Below are 15,163 nucleotides of genomic sequence, written 5' to 3'. Positions count from 1 at the left end.
GGGCAGGCCCCAAGGGCCGGGGACGGCTCGGGGCAGTGGACGGCGTGGGGTGGCCCACACTCCGCGCCACCCCATCGCGTCGCTCTGACGATTACACTGAGCGCGTGCCTCAACTACGCCTCGCCCTGAACCAGATCGACTCGTGTGTCGGTGACATCTCCGGGAACACCGAGACGATCCTGCGCTGGACCCGGCACTCCGCCGAGCAGGGAGCGCATCTCGTGGCGTTCCCTGAGATGTCGCTGACCGGGTATCCCGTCGAGGACCTGGCGCTGCGCCCGTCCTTCGTGGAGGCGTCCCGCGCGGCCCTGCGCAGTCTGGCCGAGCGGCTCGCCGACGAGGGTTTCGGGGAGCTGCCGGTGATCGTCGGCTACCTCGACCGTTCCGAGTCCGCCCAGCCCAGGTACGGCCAGCCGGCCGGCGCCCCGCAGAACGCGGCGGCGGTGCTGCACCGCGGTGAGGTGGTGCTGAGCTTCGCCAAGCACCACCTGCCGAACTACGGCGTCTTCGACGAGTTCCGTTACTTCGTGCCCGGCGACACCATGCCGGTGATCCGGGTGCGCGGGGTCGACGTGGCGCTCGCGATCTGCGAGGACCTCTGGCAGGACGGCGGCCGGGTGCCGGCGGCGCGGTCGGCCGAGGCGGGCCTGCTGATCTCGGTCAACGCCTCGCCGTACGAGCGCAACAAGGACGACACCCGTCTGGAGCTGGTCCGCAAGCGGGCCCAGGAGGCGGGCTGCACCACCGCCTATCTCGCCATGATCGGAGGGCAGGACGAACTGGTCTTCGACGGTGACTCGATCGTGGTCGACCGGGACGGCGAGGTGATCGCGCGGGCGCCGCAGTTCGCGGAGGGCTGCGTGGTCCTCGACCTCGACCTGCCGGCGGCGTCGGCGGACGCGCCGACCGCCCGCGACGGAGTCGCTGATGGACAACGTGTGGACGACGGTCTGCGCATCGACCGGCTCGTCCTGTCCGAGGAGCCGCTCCCGGCGTACGAGCCGGAGCTGTCGGGCGGTTACGCGGAGCGGCTGGACGACGACGAGGAGGTGTACTCGGCGCTGGTGGTCGGCCTGCGGGCGTATGTCGCGAAGAACGGCTTCAAGTCGGTCCTCATCGGTCTGTCGGGCGGCATCGACTCGGCGCTGGTCGCGGCGATCGCCTGCGACGCGGTGGGCGCGCAGAACGTGTACGGCGTGTCGATGCCGTCGAAGTACTCCTCCGAGCACTCCAAGGGGGACGCGGCGGAACTGGCCCGTCGTACGGGGCTGAACTTCCGTACGGTGCCGATCGAGCCGATGTTCGACGCGTATATGTCGTCGCTGGGGCTGACGGGGCTGGCGGAGGAGAACCTCCAGTCGCGACTGCGGGGGACGCTGCTGATGGCGATCTCCAACCAGGAGGGCCACATCGTGCTGGCGCCCGGCAACAAGTCGGAGCTGGCGGTGGGGTACTCGACGCTGTACGGCGACTCGGTGGGGGCGTACGGGCCGATCAAGGACGTGTACAAGACGTCGATCTTCCGGCTGGCCGAGTGGCGCAACCGGTCGGCGGCGGAGCGGGGGCAGACCCCGCCGATTCCGGAGAGCTCGATCACCAAGCCGCCGAGTGCCGAGTTGCGGCCTGGGCAGGTCGACACGGACTCGTTGCCGGACTATCCGGTGCTGGACGCGATTCTTGACCTGTATGTGGACCAGGATCAGGGGGCCGATGCGATCGTCGCCGCGGGGTATGACCGGGGGTTGGTCACGAAGACGCTGCGGATGGTGGATACGGCGGAGTACAAGCGGCGTCAGTATCCGCCGGGGACCAAGATCTCGGCGAAGGGGTTCGGGAAGGACCGGCGTTTGCCGATCACTAATGGGTGGCGTGAGTCGGTGTAGGCAGCCGTGCGTGGGGGTGCGCGGACCTGAGGGCTCCGCCCCCGGACTCCCGGCCCAGGGGCGGAGCCCTGGATCAGGACTGCCACGCCCTCGCCTGCTAGCCCGGCCGCTGGCCCAGAGTGCACTCGGCCGACAGCGGTGGCGGGTCCGTCACGGGCGCGCTCACGGCGTCTCTCCTCGGCTCCGGGCGTTGGCCATCGCCACGCCCGCCGACAGCTTCTCCGCCGCCGTAGCGGGCCGCAGAGGCCCGTTCGCATCCCACTCCAGTCCGCCGCCGGGCGGCCGGAGCTGCCAGCACCCGCCGACATGCCCCATCGCACGGCCGACCTTGCGCGTCGCCTCGTCGTACACGAGGTCACCGATCTGGGGCGTGTATCCGTTCATGAGCATCCCCGCCGGATGATGTCGGCGAGCCGCAACGCGACATCGGCACGTACGCGGCCCAGGGTGATCAGGTTCAGTGAGGGCGACGCCTCGTCCACCCCCAGAGACGGCAGCACGATCCCCGCCGCCGTCAGTGCTTCCCGCAGAGTTTCGACCGCCGCTGTGACATCCGAGGTGCCCGGCTTTTGCTGCGCTGTGACCATGAACTCAGCGTTGTGGTGGGCCAGTTGAGAGGACTAGAGCCTATACTCGATTATTCGCAGGACTAGGCCATCTATAGCCGTTTATGTCCACGAGGGCGCGGCGGACCCGTACCGCCCGGTCCCGAGCACGGTGATCATGAATGGATCAGTACCCGGCGAAAGGAACTGATCATGGCGCGCAACATCCGCTTCAACGGCACGGGCAGCGGCGTGAACGGCTGCCCGGCCGTGCACGAAGACCTCGACACCGGCGAGGTGATCATCCACGGACCGGCGCTCACCGACCCCGACGACATCGTCCGGCTCCGCCACCTGGGGGAGGGCGAGGTACCCATCGTCGTCCCGCGCGAACTGCTCGTCGACTTCGGCCCCAAGGAGGTCACCCGAGTGCCGAACATCATCGGACTGGACGAGTTCGACCGGCTGTTCACCCAGTTCGAACACACCGCCTGGCGGCTGGAGACGCGACGCCGGTACGCGTCCGACGAGGCCACCGACACCTACGCGCAGTTCACCCGGAGCGAGCCCGTCGACTGGGAGGGCAAGGACGCGGAGTGGTGCGCCGAGCGCCGCGAACAGACCGCGCTCGGCAAGCGGTTCGAGCGCGTGCGCGCATCGTCGACAACCCGCCCACTCTCGGGCAGCTCTACCTGCTCGACAACGCCCGGCGGAACAGCTCCGTCGGCGAGGACATCCGGCAGCTCTGGCGTGCCGACGCCGACCGCCTCCAGCTCCCCGCAGAGGACTTCTGACTGTTCGACTCCCGGCTGGTGGCCCGGCTCAACTTCGATGACGCCGACAACCTCGTGGACGTGGAGCTGATCACGGAGCCGGTGGAGGTCAACCGCTACTGCCAGGCACGCGACGCCGCCACCCACTACGCCGTGCCGTACGAGACCTTCGCAGCGAACCTGCCCGCGAAGCAGAGCAACACCAGGGAGCGGAACCGGTGACCACCGACTACCAGCAGGCGCGTGAAGCGCTCGGGGTGCGGCTGCGTGAGCTGAGGCTCACCGCCCCCGCTGGCCGGCTCACCGGTTCCGCGCTCGCCCGGCGGCTCGGCTGGCCGCAGCCCAAGGTCAGCAAGCTGGAGAACGGCAAGCAGACCGCCACCCCTGACGACCTGCGCGCGTGGGCCGAGGGGACCGGCCAGCCGGACGCCTATGACGAACTCCTGGCGCGGCTGCGGGGGTTCGAGTCTCACATCCGCTCCTGGCGGCGGCAGCTGGCCTCGGGACACAAGGCGGTCCAGGACACGCACCTGGCCGCGCACGCCGACGCCTCCGAGTTCCGGGGCTGGGAGTCGTCCATGATCTTCGGGATTCTCCAGACTCCGGACTATGCGCGGTCGATCTTCACTCGATACGCCGAACTCCAGCAGTCGCCCCGGGACACCGAGGCGGCCGTACGCTCCCGTATCCAGCGGCAGGAGGCGCTGTACGACCCCACCAAGCGCTTCCACCTCATCCTCTGGGAGGCCGCGCTCCGCGCGCTCATCTGCCCGCCGTCCGTCCTGGCCGCCCAGCTCGACCGGCTGTCCGGCACCGTCGGCCTGGACACCGTCGAGCTGGGGATCATCCCGCTCAGTGCCTCCCTCAAGATCCCGCCCGCCACGGCCTTCTGGGTCTACGACGACAGCCGGGTGATCGTCGAGACGTGGCACTCCGAACTGTGGATCGAGGACGACGCCAGCGTGAGCACGTACCTCCGTACCTGGAACACGCTGCGGGAGTCCGCCGTGTACGGGGCCGACGCACACCGGATCATCAGCGCCGCGCGCCGGGTCCTCAACGTGGCCTGACTGACCAGCCCGCATGATCACCAGGAGAGTCCCAGGCCGGAGGGCGTTTCCGCCGCCTGGTCAGAGGTCTGACCGACACCACCGGCCCCAGGTGCCCCCGCCGTGTCGTCTCAGTCAGCCCCACGGATCCCACTGACAACGGGGCGTCGGGCTCTGACACGGTCCGGGACGCACTGAGCCACGCGGCATATGGCCGGGCGCCCCGGCGTATTTCGCTCGGCACCCTGGCTTCCTCTCTGCCAGGATCTCCGCATGAGATTGAAGCCGGGGATCACCCTGGACTACGCCGACGACGTGCTTCGTCATGTGGAAACGACGTGGGTCAACGCGCGGGGCACGCAGGATTTCTTCCACGCAGGAAGGCGCTCCGACCTGGGCATTCCTTGATCGGGAACAGCTACGCTTCGCATACCTACACGCCAATTACCACCTCGGCCGTACCTATGCCGAAGGCGCCGACGGCCAGGGCGAGCAGGGCCAGAGGCATGGAGGGGCCTGTGCCTTTCAGGAGGGAGGGTCGGACTCCATCGTATGTTCACCGACGAAACAAACTCTCTCCGGCCCAGTATTCCCCGAGGTCAAGAGCGGGTTGCCGTGGGCTTTTACGATGCGGACGTGTCGACTTTCACACGCGCGGCCAGCGGCAGATGGTCGCTCCCGGTCGCCGGCAGCGTCCATGACGTCACCGGTTCGATGCCCTGCACGAGGATCTGGTCGATCCGCGCCATCGGGAACGACGCCGGCCAGCTGAACCCGAACCCGTTGCCCGCCGCGCCCTGCGTGGAGCGCATCTGGGCGGTGACGGCGTTGAGGGCGCGGTCGTTCATCGTGCCGTTGAGGTCGCCGAGCAGCGCCTTCCTCGGCAGCTTCTCGTCGGAGATGGCCTCGCCCAGCGCGTCGGCGCTCTTGTCGCGCTGCCGCGCGGTGAACCCGGCCTCCACCTTCACCCGCACCGACGGCAGGTGGGCGACGTAGAACGCGACCTGCCCGGCCGGCGTCGCCACCGTGGCCCGCATGGCGCGCTTCCAGCCCAGCTTGATGTCGACGTCCTTGACGTCGCTCATCGGGTACTTGCTCCACAGCCCGACGGTGCCGACCACCGCGTGGTACCGGTACGTCGACGCCAGCTCCTTCTCGTACGTCGGGAGCGCCGACGCCTTGAGCTCCTCCAGCGCCAGCACGTCAGCGCCGGACGCGGCGACGGCGCGGGCGGTGCCGGACGGGTCGGCGTTGTCGGCGTTGACGTTGTGCGTGGCCACCGTGAGGTCGCCGCCGCCGCCGGTCTTGTCGACGAGGAGGCTGCCGAAGAGATTCAGCCAGACGATCGACGGCACCAGCACCGCGATCAGCGCGGTCGCCGACTTCCGCACCAGGCCGAGCAGGACCAGCAGCGGGATGAAGACGCCCAGCCAGGGCAGGAAGGTCTCGGTGAGGCTGCCGAGGTTGCCGATGGTGTTCGGGATCCGCGCGTGCAGCACCATGACCAGGGCGAGCAGCACCGCGAGAGTGGCCACGACGATGCCGCGGCGCCAGATCCTCGGATCCCCGCGCCAGCCCGCGACCAGGCGGTTGATCAGGCGCCGAAGCCCGGGTCCCCGGCGCTCGGGTCCCGAGCCTCCGTTGTCCGTCTCCGTCATGTACGCCTGCTGCGCCATACCGTTGCCTCACTACCTGCCGTGCACACCATCGTCCCCCCGCGCCCTACGACCCTAGGGGATGAATCGGTTCCGATCCTGCCGCTCCAAGACGGCCGTACGGGCACGAGGACGTACAAGTCGCCTTCCAGAGTTCCGGTTGCCGGCGTGGAAAGCGCGCTCTGTGACGAATCGCGCACAGAGGCATTACGCGGGTGGCGAACTGACGGGCCGTAGTCCTTCGAGCAGAGTGTCGACCACCTGTTCGGCGAGGCCGTCGGGGAGGTCGGCGTCCGGGCGCATGACGGTGCGCAGGAGCATCGGGCCGACGAGGATGTCGTTCAGCAGCTCGACGTCGACGTCCGCGCGGAGCTCGCCGTCGCGCTGCCCCCGGCGCAGGACCTCGACCTGGAGCCGGCGGCGGGGTTCGACGACGCTCGCGTGGTAGGCGGCCCACACCTTCGGGGTGCTCTTCATCTGGGCGTAGACGTTGTGCAGGATCGCCGACGAACGGGTCATCAGGCCGCGCTGGCGCAGCTGTTCGAGGAGGGCGATGAGATCGTCGCGCATCGAGGTGCCCGGGAGTTCGGGGTCCGGGGGTTCGGCGGTGCGGACGACGTCGACGAAGAGTTCCTCCTTGCCGCTCCAGCGGCGGTAGATGGTCGCCTTGCCGACGCCGGCGGTGCGCGCGATGCGCTCGATGGACAGCTCCGCGAGCGGTACGCCCTCCTCCAGCAGCCGCATGACGCCCTCGACGATGGCGCGTTCCACGACCTCGCTGCGGGGGCGGCCCCGTGCGGGGCCGTCCGGCCTTGACTGGCTGTCGGCGAGGCTCACTTCACTCCGTCCCTTCGTCGCACTGGGGTGATTCTCTCCCGTGGCTCCTACTCCGCCGTCACCAACTCCTGCTCGCCCTGCTCCTTCTGAGGCACCGTCGGCCTCCCCGGCAGGAACAGCGCCACGACCACCGCGCCGGCGATCGCGACTCCCGCTCCCCACAGCGCCGTGACGTGCATCGCGTGCAGGAACGCGTCGTGCGCCGGGCCGACCAGGGCCTCGCCGCGCGGTCCGAACTTCGCGGCGACGCCGAGGGTCGCCTCGATGGACTCGCCGGCCGTGTGCCGCAGGCCGGCGGGCAGTACGGCGAGGCTGTCCTCGATGCCGCCCCGGTACGCCGTCGACAGGACCGAGCCGAGTACGGCGATGCCGAGGGCGCCACCGACCTGGCGGAAGGTGTTGCTGAGGGCGGAGGCGGAGCCGGCCTTCTCGCGGGGCAGGGCCTGCATGATGACGACGCTGACCGGGGTCATGATGTGCGCCATGCCGGTGCCCATGAGGAAGAAGATCACCTCGAGGATCCAGATCGGCGTGTCCGCCTCCAGCGTGGCGAACGCGGCCAGCGTCGCGGCGATGACCAGCAGGCCGGCGGTGGTCGTGGCCTTGTAGCCGAAGCGGTCGACGACCAGCCGGGCGCGCGGCGCGAAGACCATCTGGGCGACGGCCAGTGGCAGCATCAGCAGGCCGGTCTGCAGGGGTGAGTAGCCGCGCACGCTCTGGGTGTAGAAGACGGAGAAGAAGGTCACGCCCATCAGCGCGAAGAAGACCAGCGCGATGGCGGCGATCGCGGCGGAGAAGACCTTGTTCCGGAAGTACGTGACGTCGATGGACGGATGGCTGCTGCGCTTCTCGAACACCACGAAGGCGACGAGGACGGCGAGACCGGCGCCGATGGTGGCCAGCACGGTCGCGTCCGTGAAGTCGGCGAGCTGGCCGCCCTTGATGATGCCGTAGACGAGCAGGACCAGGCCGACGACGGACAGGACGACGCCGACGGGGTCGATCCGGCCCGGGTTCGGGTCGCGGGAGTCGGGGACCAGCCACAGCATCAGGCCGACGGCGAGGACGACGATCGGCACGTTGATGAGGAAGACCGAGCCCCACCAGAAGTGGTCGAGGAGGACACCGCCGGTGATCGGCCCGATGGCGATGGCGAGCCCGACACCGCCGGCCCAGATCCCGATGGCCTTGGGCTGCTCCTCGCGCTCGAAGACGTTCATGAGGACGGCGAGCGTGGCCGGCATGACGAACGCGGCGCCCAGGCCCATCACCGCGCGGAAGGCGATCAGCTCGGCCGGGGAGCCGGAGGAGGCGGCGAGGGCGGAGCCGATGCCGAAGACGACGAGGCCACCGAGGAGGACCCTCTTGCGGCCGAGGCGGTCGCCCAGCAGCCCGGCGCTGAACAGCAGACCGGCGAAGACGAGGGTGTAGGAGTTGATCGCCCACTCCAGCTCGCCCTGGGTGGCGCCGAGGCCGGTCGGGGCGGGTGTCGAGATCGTCTTGACGGCGACGTTCAGGATCGAGTTGTCCAGGACGACGATCAGCAGGCTGAGCATCAGGACACCGAGGATCACCCAGCGGCGCCGGTGGACGGCAGGAGTAGTCATGTCCGCGAGCCTAGGCGAAATAAGATACGGCACCGTCTCGTATCGGAATTCCTTTACGGAGGTCTTAACAACGGACCTAGGACGCAAGACGCACATCGGCGCAGGACGTACGTCGGCTACGGCGTCGCGTAGCTCACGTCCCCCGCCCCGGTCTGGCCGCGCGTGGCACGAGGTGCCACCATGGAGGGGATCCGGGGACGCCGTCAGGGCGCCTCGAGATGACGTGTTAGGAGCCGTTGCCATGACGCAGCTCTCGGCTGCCCAGAGTGCCAGCACAGGAACCTCCGACGGCAGCAAGGCGCTGTACGGGGGGAAGGGCACCCGCCGTATCACCGTGCGCGACATCGCCGCCGCCAAGGAGCGGGGCGAGAAGTGGCCCATGCTCACCGCCTACGACGCGATGACCGCGTCCGTCTTCGACGAGGCCGGGATCCCGGTCATGCTCGTCGGCGACTCGGCGGGCAACTGCCACCTCGGGTACGAGACGACCGTGCCCGTCACCCTCGACGAGATGACGATGCTGTCCGCGGCGGTCGTACGGGGCACGCAGCGTGCCCTGATCGTCGGCGACCTGCCCTTCGGGTCGTACCAGGAAGGCCCGGTGCAGGCGCTGCGCTCGGCGACGCGACTGGTCAAGGAGGCCGGGGTCGGGGCGGTCAAGCTGGAGGGCGGTGAGCGCTCCCACCGGCAGATCGAGCTGCTGGTCGAGTCCGGGATCCCGGTGATGGCGCACATCGGGCTGACGCCGCAGTCGGTGAACGCCATGGGGTACCGCGTCCAGGGGCGGGGTGAGGAGGCGGCTCAGCAGTTGCTGCGGGACGCCAAGGCGGTGCAGGACGCGGGTGCGTTCGCGGTCGTTCTGGAGCTGGTTCCGGCGGAGCTGGCGGCGGAGGTGACGCGGGTGCTGCACATCCCGACGGTCGGGATCGGAGCCGGGCCGGAGACCGACGCGCAGGTGCTGGTCTGGACGGACATGCTCGGGCTGACCGGCGGTCGCGTCCCGAAGTTCGTGAAGAAGTACGCCAACCTCCGTGAGGTCATGGGCAACGCGGCGAAGGCGTTCGCGGAGGACGTCGTCGGCGGAACGTTCCCGCTGGAGGAGCACTCCGTCCACTGAGCCATTGCGGCACCATGACAGCCCCGCCGATCTTCCCCCGTCGGCGGGGCTGTTTTTGCGCCTGAACCGGCGCCGCTCTCGCGGAGGTGGTTGCTCGCCGTCGTGGTACGCCCCTTTTGCGCCTGAACCGGCGCCGCTCTCGCGGAGGTGGTTGCTCGCCGTCGTGGTACGCCCCTTTTGCGCCTAAACCGGCGCCGCTCTCGCGGAGGTGGTTGCTCGCCGTCGTGGTTCCTCAATTGATGGTTGCGGCCGTCGTCGGGGGAATCTTCGGTGCTGTCGGTCGTTTGTCACGCTGTCGGCGACCTGTCGGTCGTTTGTCGGTGGGGGGTGGGAGCTTCTTGCTCATGACGCGCATCGACAAGAAGGCCAACGGTGGGAACGTCGCCGTCTCCGTGCGGGGGCTGGTGAAGCACTACGGGGAGACCAAGGCGCTGGACGGGGTCGACCTGGATGTCCGGGAGGGGACCGTGATGGGGGTGCTCGGGCCCAACGGGGCCGGGAAGACGACCCTCGTGCGGATTCTGTCCACGCTGCTCGCTCCCGACGCGGGACAGGCCACCGTCGTCGGATACGACGCCGTACGGCAGCCCCGGCAGCTGCGCCGGGTGATCGGCCTCACCGGGCAGTACGCCTCCGTGGACGAGAAGCTGCCCGGGTGGGAGAACCTGTACATGATCGGGCGGTTGCTCGATCTGCCACGGAAAGAGGCACGCGCGCGTGCCGATGAGCTGCTCGAGCGGTTCTCGCTGACCGACGCCGCCAAGCGGCCCGCCTCGACCTACTCCGGCGGCATGCGGCGGCGGCTCGATCTCGCCGCCTCCATGATCGGGCGGCCCGCCGTTCTCTTTCTCGACGAGCCGACCACCGGGCTGGACCCGCGGACCCGCAACGAGGTGTGGGACGAGGTCAAGCGGATGGTCGGAGACGGTGTGACCGTGCTGCTCACCACCCAGTACATGGAGGAGGCCGAACAGCTCGCCTCCGAGCTGACCGTCGTCGACCGGGGCAAGGTCATCGCGGGCGGCGAGATCGAGGAGCTCAAGGCGAAGGTCGGCGGGCGGACGCTACGGGTACGGCCGGCCGACGCCCTGCAACTGCGGCCCCTCGCCGGCTACCTCGACGAACTCGGCATCACCGGCCTCGCCTCCACCACCGTGGACACCGAGACCGGCACCCTGCTCGTCCCCGTCCTCAGCGACGAGCAGCTCACCGCGATCGTCGGCGCCATCACCGCGCGTGGCATCACGCTCTCCTCAGTCTCCACCGAACTGCCCAGCCTGGACGAGGTGTTCCTGTCCCTCACCGGCCACCGCGCCAGTGCCCCGCAGGACACCGTGCCCGCGGACGCCCGCGAGGAGGTCACCGTATGAGCGCCGCCACCGTCACCCCCACCGACGCCCGCATTCCGCTGCGCGGCCACCTGCGCCACACCGGTGCCCTCATCCGCCGCAATCTGCTGTGGATCCGGCAGGACCCGGAGTCCATGTTCGACGCGCTGCTGATGCCGGTCGTCTTCACGCTGCTGTTCGTGTACGTCTTCGGCGGCTCGATCGGGCAGGCCCTGGGCGGCGGGCAGGACGGGTACGTGCAGTACGTGATCCCCGGCATGATCGCGATGATGAGCATGACGCTGTCCCAGGGCGTCGGCACCGGCTTCAGCCAGGACTTCAACTCCGGTGTCATGGACCGCTTCCGGTCCCTGCCGATCGGGCGCGGCTCGGTGCTGTTCGCGAAGGTCTCGGTCGAGCTGGTGCGGATGCTGTTCGCGACGACCGTGCTGATGATCGTCTCCGTCGCGGTCGGGTTCGACATCGCCAGCTGGCCCGGTCTGTTCGCGGCCGTGGGTCTGTCCGCGGTGTTCGCCTCGTCGATCATGTGGGTGTTCCTCACCCTGGGCGTGGTCCTGAAGAACGCGCAGTCGGTGCAGGCGATGGGCTTCCTGGTGCTGTTCCCGCTGCAGTTCGGCTCGTCGATCTTCGCCCCGACGGACTCGATGCCGGGCTGGCTGCAGGCGTTCACCGACTACAACCCGCTGTCCACGCTGGCGGACGCGGCCCGCGGCCTGATGGTGGGCGGCCCGGTCGCGCACGACCTGTGGGTGACGCTGGGGTGGTCGGTGGCCATCACGGCGGTCATGGCACCGGTCGCCATCCACAAGTTCCGTACCAAGAGCTGACGCACCCGGGCCCGCGCCGGTACGCGTCAGAGCAGGGCGGCGGCCTCCCGCGAGGAGAAGCCGCCGCCCTCCGCGTACGCCGCCTCGTACGCCGCGTCGCCGAGAACGGCCCGGGTGTGCCGCACCGCCCGGTCGTACACCTCGCGCTCCTGGGTCGACGCGACGTGCCGGGGCGGCAGCAGCGCGTCGGCGGCGCCGAGGAAGCGGGCCGCGTCGCGGGCGCGGCGGCCGCCGTCGACGCGGGCGAGGGCGAACGCGGCGATGGTCAGGTACCCGGAGCGCATCTGCGGGGCGATGGCCTCGGACAGCGGGTCCTCGGCGTGTGCCAGGGCGCGCCTGATCGTGGCCAGGGACTCCGGGTAGCGGCCGTCGACCGCGTCCACCCAGGCTTCGGCGCCGAGGATGTACGCGTCGAAGATGACGAAGTGGGCGAGCTTGAACTGCTCGCGCAGCAGCCGGAGCTGCTCCCGTGCCTCGGGGATCCGGTCGGTCATGCCGAGCCGGCCGGCGAGGATGAGCCGGGCGAAGGGCATCGCCTGCTCGGCCGGGCCGTTCTCACGGTCGATCACCTCGCGCAGCAGGCGTTCGCCGCGCTCTCCCGCGCCGGCCTCGATCAGCACACTGCCGAGCCGGGCGCTGAGCACATCCGTCTGGGCGCGGGCACCGAGGCGTCCGGCGTGCTCGATCGCCGTCCCGTAGTCAGCGGCGGCGGCACCGTACTCGCCCCTGCGCTCATACGCCTGGGCGCGCGCGGCGAACGTTTCGGCGGTGCCCCACAGGTCGCCGAGGCGGCGGTAGATCGCCAGCGACTCGTCGGCGTCGCGGGTGGCGTCGCCGGCCCATTCGGTGCGGTTGGCGCGCAGGTTGGCCCGCATGTGCAGATTGGCGGCAAGGTCCCACTCGTAGCCGGGCACACCGCGGCAGGTGTCGACGGCGGCGTCGACGATCGTCCGCACCCGCTCCATGTCCCCGGTGAGCAGGACGGCGAAGAACCACAGGGAACCGGGGGAACGGCACGCCTGCGGCAGTCCGGGCTCGTACGTCGCGGCGATGCTCCGCAGCTTCGCCTGCGCCTGGGGCGTCTGCCAGGCATCCAACTCGGTGTCCATACAGGCGAGATGGACCAGATGAACGCCGCGCCGGGCCTCGGCGAGTACCTCGCCGGTCCACGGCGGCGGCGTGTCCGTGCAGCGCTCCCACAGCGGGGCGGCCGGGCGGACGGGCTCCGCGAAGGGGTCGGGACCGAGACCCTGGACCTCGCGGGACCAGTTGCGGGCGACGATCCGCAGGCCACGCATCTGCCAGTACCAGGCCATCGACAGGACGAGACACAGCGCCTCCTGCTCGTCGCGTGCGGCGACGGCGTGGTGCAGGGCGGCGCGGATGTTCTCGCTCTCGCGCTCGAGCCGTGCGATGGCGGCGACCTGGCTGTGGCCGCGCAGCAACGGGTCACTGGTGCGGGCCAGTTCGCGGTAGTACGTCAGATGCACGCGCTCGGCGTCCGCCCGCTGCCCGGACGCGTCGAGCCGTTCGCGCGCGTACTCCGCGACGGTCTCCAGGAGCCGGTAGCGCATAGCGCTCCCGGCACCGCCGTCCGGCGTGGGCGCCGCCACGACCAGGGACTTGTCGACGAGCGAGCCGAGCGCCTCGAGGGCGGCGGGCCCGCAGACGGCCTCGGCGGCGGCGAGATCACAGCCGCCCGCGAACACGGACAGCCGCAGCAGCACGTCCCGTTCGTCCTCGTCCAGCAGCTCCCAGGACCAGTCGACGACGGCCCGGAGGGTCTGCTGGCGGGGCAGGACGGTACGGCTGCCTGAGGTGAGGAGACGGAAGCGGTCGTCGAGCCGGTCGGCGATCTGACGTGGCGTCAGCATCCGTAGCCGGGCGGCCGCCAGCTCGATGGCGAGGGGCAGTCCGTCAAGACGTCGGCAGATCTCGGCGCACGCGGCCGCGGTCTCCTCGTCGCCGTCGACACGGAAGCCGGGCCGGGCGGCGGCCCCGCGGTCGGCGAGCAGCCGCAGCGCGACCGGCTCGGGCAGCGGCTCCACGGGCCGCAGCAACTCCCCCGGTACGCCGAGGGGTTCACGGCTGGTGGCCAGCACCGTCAGCTCCGGGCAGCGCTCCAGGAGCTCCTCGACGAGCCGGGCGGCGGCGTCGACGACATGCTCGCAGTTGTCGAGGATCAGCAGCATGCGCCGCTTGCCGCAGTGCTCGGCGAGCCGCTCGATGGGATCGTCGTGCCGGTCGGACCCGGCGCGCATGGCCTCAGCCCCCGCGCCGTACAGCACGGTCTCGCGGGCGCCGACGGCGGTGAGCACGGCCTCCGGTACGGCTTCGGGGTCGTCGACGGGCGCGAGCTCGGCCAGCCACACACCGTCCCGGACTGCGTCCCGCACGGTCTCGGCGGCCTCCTGCGACAGCCGCGTCTTCCCGGCCCCGCCGGGACCGAGCAGCGTGACCAGCCGGGTGGTCGCGAGGTCGCCCCGGATGGCCTGGATATCGGCTTCACGACCGACGAAGGAGGTGAGGCGGGCTCGGAGGATGCCGGGGGCTGGGGGTGGGGGTGAGGTGGGGGGGTTCGTGGTGCCGGGCGCGAGGGGCTGTGCGGTGCCGGGTAACGCCGGGGCGTCAGCCGCAGCGGCACGAGCCCTGGCGGACGCTGCGGGGGTCTGCGTATCGCCGGGCACGGCTGTGGTGCTCGCGCCGCCACCCCCGTCCCACTCCCCCGGCCGGAGCAACTCCCCGTGCAGCGCCCGTAGTTCCGGCCCTGGATCCGAACCCAGCCGGTCCGCGAGCAGCCGTCGTACGTCCTCGTACGCGGCCAGTGCCTCCGCCGTGCGGCCCGCGGCGCGGAGGCCGCGGAGGCGGAGGGCCTGGAGGGGTTCGTCGAGGGGGTGGGTGTCGCACAGGGCGGTCAGTTCGGGGAGGGACTGTTCGGCGTGGCCCAGGGCGAGGGCGGCGGTGTGGCGGGCGCGGAGGGCGTCCAGGCGCCGCGCCTCCCAGCGGGCCGCCTCCGCCGCACGGTCGGGCAGGTCGGCCAGCGCGGGGCCGCGCCACAGGGCGAGGGCGTCGTCGAGGACGCCGGCCGCCTTGGCGGGGTCGCCGTCGGCCAGCGCGCGGGTGCCCTCGCCGGCCAGCCGCTCGAAGCGGTGCAGGTCGATGTCGTCGGGAGGGGCGGCGAGCCGGTATCCGCCCTCCGCCGAGACGACCGCGTCCGCGCCGAGCGCCCGGCGTAACCGGCCGACCAGCGCCTGCAGCGCGCCCGGCGCGTCGGCGGGCGGGTCACCGTCCCACACCTCGTCGACCAGCAGCCCCGCGGGCACGGCGCGCCCGGCCCGCAGCGCGAGCACGGTCAGCAGCGCACGCAGCCGCGCCCCGCCGACCTGGACGGGGTTGCCGTCGGGGCGCAGTGCCTGGGTGGTGCCGAGGATGCGATAGCGCACGGGGTTCATTGTCTCCGGTGGATTCGGGGCCGGTCACGGGGTTGGGCGGCGCGGCGCGACAGAGTGGCGACGGCCCCC

At 70.7% G+C, this 15,163-nt stretch carries 12 protein-coding genes and 1 pseudogene; 7 read left to right on the top strand and 6 right to left on the bottom strand.

Annotation, left to right across the window (positions count from 1 at the left end; genetic code table 11):
* Nucleotides 1-104: 104 nt before the first annotated feature.
* On the top strand, nucleotides 105-1,883 hold the full coding sequence (locus tag AQJ91_RS00460; protein ID WP_067014477.1) for an NAD+ synthase: 1,779 nt from the start codon (nucleotides 105-107) through the stop codon (nucleotides 1,881-1,883).
* A gap of 162 nt (nucleotides 1,884-2,045) precedes the next feature.
* Here the strand turns inward: AQJ91_RS00460 and AQJ91_RS00455 are convergent, their stop codons facing one another.
* Together AQJ91_RS00455 and AQJ91_RS00450 are read right to left on the bottom strand one after the other, a co-directional pair.
* Complete coding sequence (locus AQJ91_RS00455; RefSeq protein WP_067014474.1) at nucleotides 2,046-2,273, bottom strand: hypothetical protein; 228 nt, start codon at nucleotides 2,271-2,273, stop codon at nucleotides 2,046-2,048.
* Complete coding sequence (locus tag AQJ91_RS00450; protein ID WP_067014471.1) at nucleotides 2,264-2,470, bottom strand: hypothetical protein; 207 nt, start codon at nucleotides 2,468-2,470, stop codon at nucleotides 2,264-2,266. Before AQJ91_RS00450 ends, AQJ91_RS00455 begins: the two co-directional genes overlap by 10 nt.
* A 171-nt stretch (nucleotides 2,471-2,641) precedes the next feature.
* Between AQJ91_RS00450 and AQJ91_RS00445 the strand changes: the two are divergent.
* The 3 genes and pseudogenes from AQJ91_RS00445 (at nucleotide 2,642) to AQJ91_RS57265 (ending at nucleotide 4,658) form a co-directional block, all read left to right on the top strand.
* Nucleotides 2,642-3,423 (top strand): annotated as a pseudogene (locus tag AQJ91_RS00445) (DUF6879 family protein).
* On the top strand, nucleotides 3,420-4,271 hold the full coding sequence (locus tag AQJ91_RS00440; RefSeq protein ID WP_067014468.1) for a helix-turn-helix domain-containing protein: 852 nt from the start codon (nucleotides 3,420-3,422) through the stop codon (nucleotides 4,269-4,271). The pseudogene AQJ91_RS00445 and the gene AQJ91_RS00440 overlap by 4 nt, the downstream one beginning before the upstream one ends.
* A gap of 252 nt (nucleotides 4,272-4,523) precedes the next feature.
* Nucleotides 4,524-4,658 carry a hypothetical protein gene (locus AQJ91_RS57265; RefSeq protein WP_267891151.1) on the top strand — a complete coding sequence of 45 codons (135 nt, stop codon included), beginning with the start codon at nucleotides 4,524-4,526 and terminating at the stop codon, nucleotides 4,656-4,658.
* Nucleotides 4,659-4,873: 215 nt separating this feature from the next.
* Here the strand turns inward: AQJ91_RS57265 and AQJ91_RS00435 are convergent, their stop codons facing one another.
* From AQJ91_RS00435 to AQJ91_RS00425, 3 genes are all read right to left on the bottom strand, one after another.
* The gene (locus AQJ91_RS00435) at nucleotides 4,874-5,926 is read right to left on the bottom strand and encodes an endonuclease/exonuclease/phosphatase family protein (RefSeq protein WP_079084601.1); all 1,053 of its coding nucleotides are present in this window, start codon (nucleotides 5,924-5,926) and stop codon (nucleotides 4,874-4,876) included.
* 186 nt (nucleotides 5,927-6,112) lie between these two features.
* Nucleotides 6,113-6,742, bottom strand: coding sequence for a TetR/AcrR family transcriptional regulator (locus AQJ91_RS00430; RefSeq protein WP_067014466.1), 630 nt, complete (start codon nucleotides 6,740-6,742; stop codon nucleotides 6,113-6,115).
* 47 nt (nucleotides 6,743-6,789) lie between these two features.
* Nucleotides 6,790-8,349: an MFS transporter gene (locus AQJ91_RS00425; RefSeq protein WP_067014463.1), complete on the bottom strand. Its 1,560-nt coding sequence runs from the start codon at nucleotides 8,347-8,349 to the stop codon at nucleotides 6,790-6,792.
* A gap of 241 nt (nucleotides 8,350-8,590) precedes the next feature.
* On the opposite strand from AQJ91_RS00425, the gene panB reads away from it, so the two are divergent.
* The 3 genes from panB to AQJ91_RS00410 all read left to right on the top strand — a co-directional run bounded on the left by panB (nucleotide 8,591) and on the right by AQJ91_RS00410 (nucleotide 11,642).
* Complete coding sequence (gene panB, locus AQJ91_RS00420; RefSeq protein WP_067014460.1) at nucleotides 8,591-9,466, top strand: 3-methyl-2-oxobutanoate hydroxymethyltransferase; 876 nt, start codon at nucleotides 8,591-8,593, stop codon at nucleotides 9,464-9,466.
* Between the two features lie 344 nt (nucleotides 9,467-9,810).
* Nucleotides 9,811-10,836 (top strand): ATP-binding cassette domain-containing protein, encoded by a 1,026-nt coding sequence (locus tag AQJ91_RS00415; protein WP_067014457.1) that lies wholly within the window; start codon nucleotides 9,811-9,813, stop codon nucleotides 10,834-10,836.
* A complete protein-coding gene (locus tag AQJ91_RS00410) occupies nucleotides 10,833-11,642 on the top strand; it encodes an ABC transporter permease (RefSeq protein ID WP_067014454.1) in 810 nt (269 codons plus the stop codon). Before AQJ91_RS00415 ends, AQJ91_RS00410 begins: the two co-directional genes overlap by 4 nt.
* A gap of 26 nt (nucleotides 11,643-11,668) precedes the next feature.
* On the opposite strand, the gene AQJ91_RS00405 is transcribed toward AQJ91_RS00410, so the two are convergent.
* Nucleotides 11,669-15,094 (bottom strand): AfsR/SARP family transcriptional regulator, encoded by a 3,426-nt coding sequence (locus AQJ91_RS00405; RefSeq protein WP_067014451.1) that lies wholly within the window; start codon nucleotides 15,092-15,094, stop codon nucleotides 11,669-11,671.
* Between the last annotated feature and the right edge of the window lie 69 nt (nucleotides 15,095-15,163).

Source organism: Streptomyces dysideae, assembly GCF_001514305.1.
Taxonomy (GTDB): Bacteria; Actinomycetota; Actinomycetes; order Streptomycetales; family Streptomycetaceae; genus Streptomyces; species Streptomyces dysideae.
The sequence above is the reverse complement of the archived record's forward strand: the minus strand, read 5'-3'. Positions and strand labels throughout refer to the sequence as shown.

What these genes read in the sequence shown, in the direction of transcription:
- AQJ91_RS00455 (WP_067014474.1), bottom strand. Translation starts at nt 2,273, where the DNA reads ATGCTCATGAACGGATACACGCCCCAGATCGGTGACCTCGTGTACGAC.
- AQJ91_RS00450 (WP_067014471.1), bottom strand. Translation starts at nt 2,470, where the DNA reads ATGGTCACAGCGCAGCAAAAGCCGGGCACCTCGGATGTCACAGCGGCG.
- AQJ91_RS57265 (WP_267891151.1), top strand. Translation starts at nt 4,524, where the DNA reads ATGAGATTGAAGCCGGGGATCACCCTGGACTACGCCGACGACGTGCTT.
- AQJ91_RS00435 (WP_079084601.1), bottom strand. Translation starts at nt 5,926, where the DNA reads ATGGCGCAGCAGGCGTACATGACGGAGACGGACAACGGAGGCTCGGGA.
- AQJ91_RS00425 (WP_067014463.1), bottom strand. Translation starts at nt 8,349, where the DNA reads ATGACTACTCCTGCCGTCCACCGGCGCCGCTGGGTGATCCTCGGTGTC.
- panB (WP_067014460.1), top strand. Translation starts at nt 8,591, where the DNA reads ATGACGCAGCTCTCGGCTGCCCAGAGTGCCAGCACAGGAACCTCCGAC.
- AQJ91_RS00415 (WP_067014457.1), top strand. Translation starts at nt 9,811, where the DNA reads ATGACGCGCATCGACAAGAAGGCCAACGGTGGGAACGTCGCCGTCTCC.
- AQJ91_RS00410 (WP_067014454.1), top strand. Translation starts at nt 10,833, where the DNA reads ATGAGCGCCGCCACCGTCACCCCCACCGACGCCCGCATTCCGCTGCGC.
- AQJ91_RS00405 (WP_067014451.1), bottom strand. Translation starts at nt 15,094, where the DNA reads ATGAACCCCGTGCGCTATCGCATCCTCGGCACCACCCAGGCACTGCGC.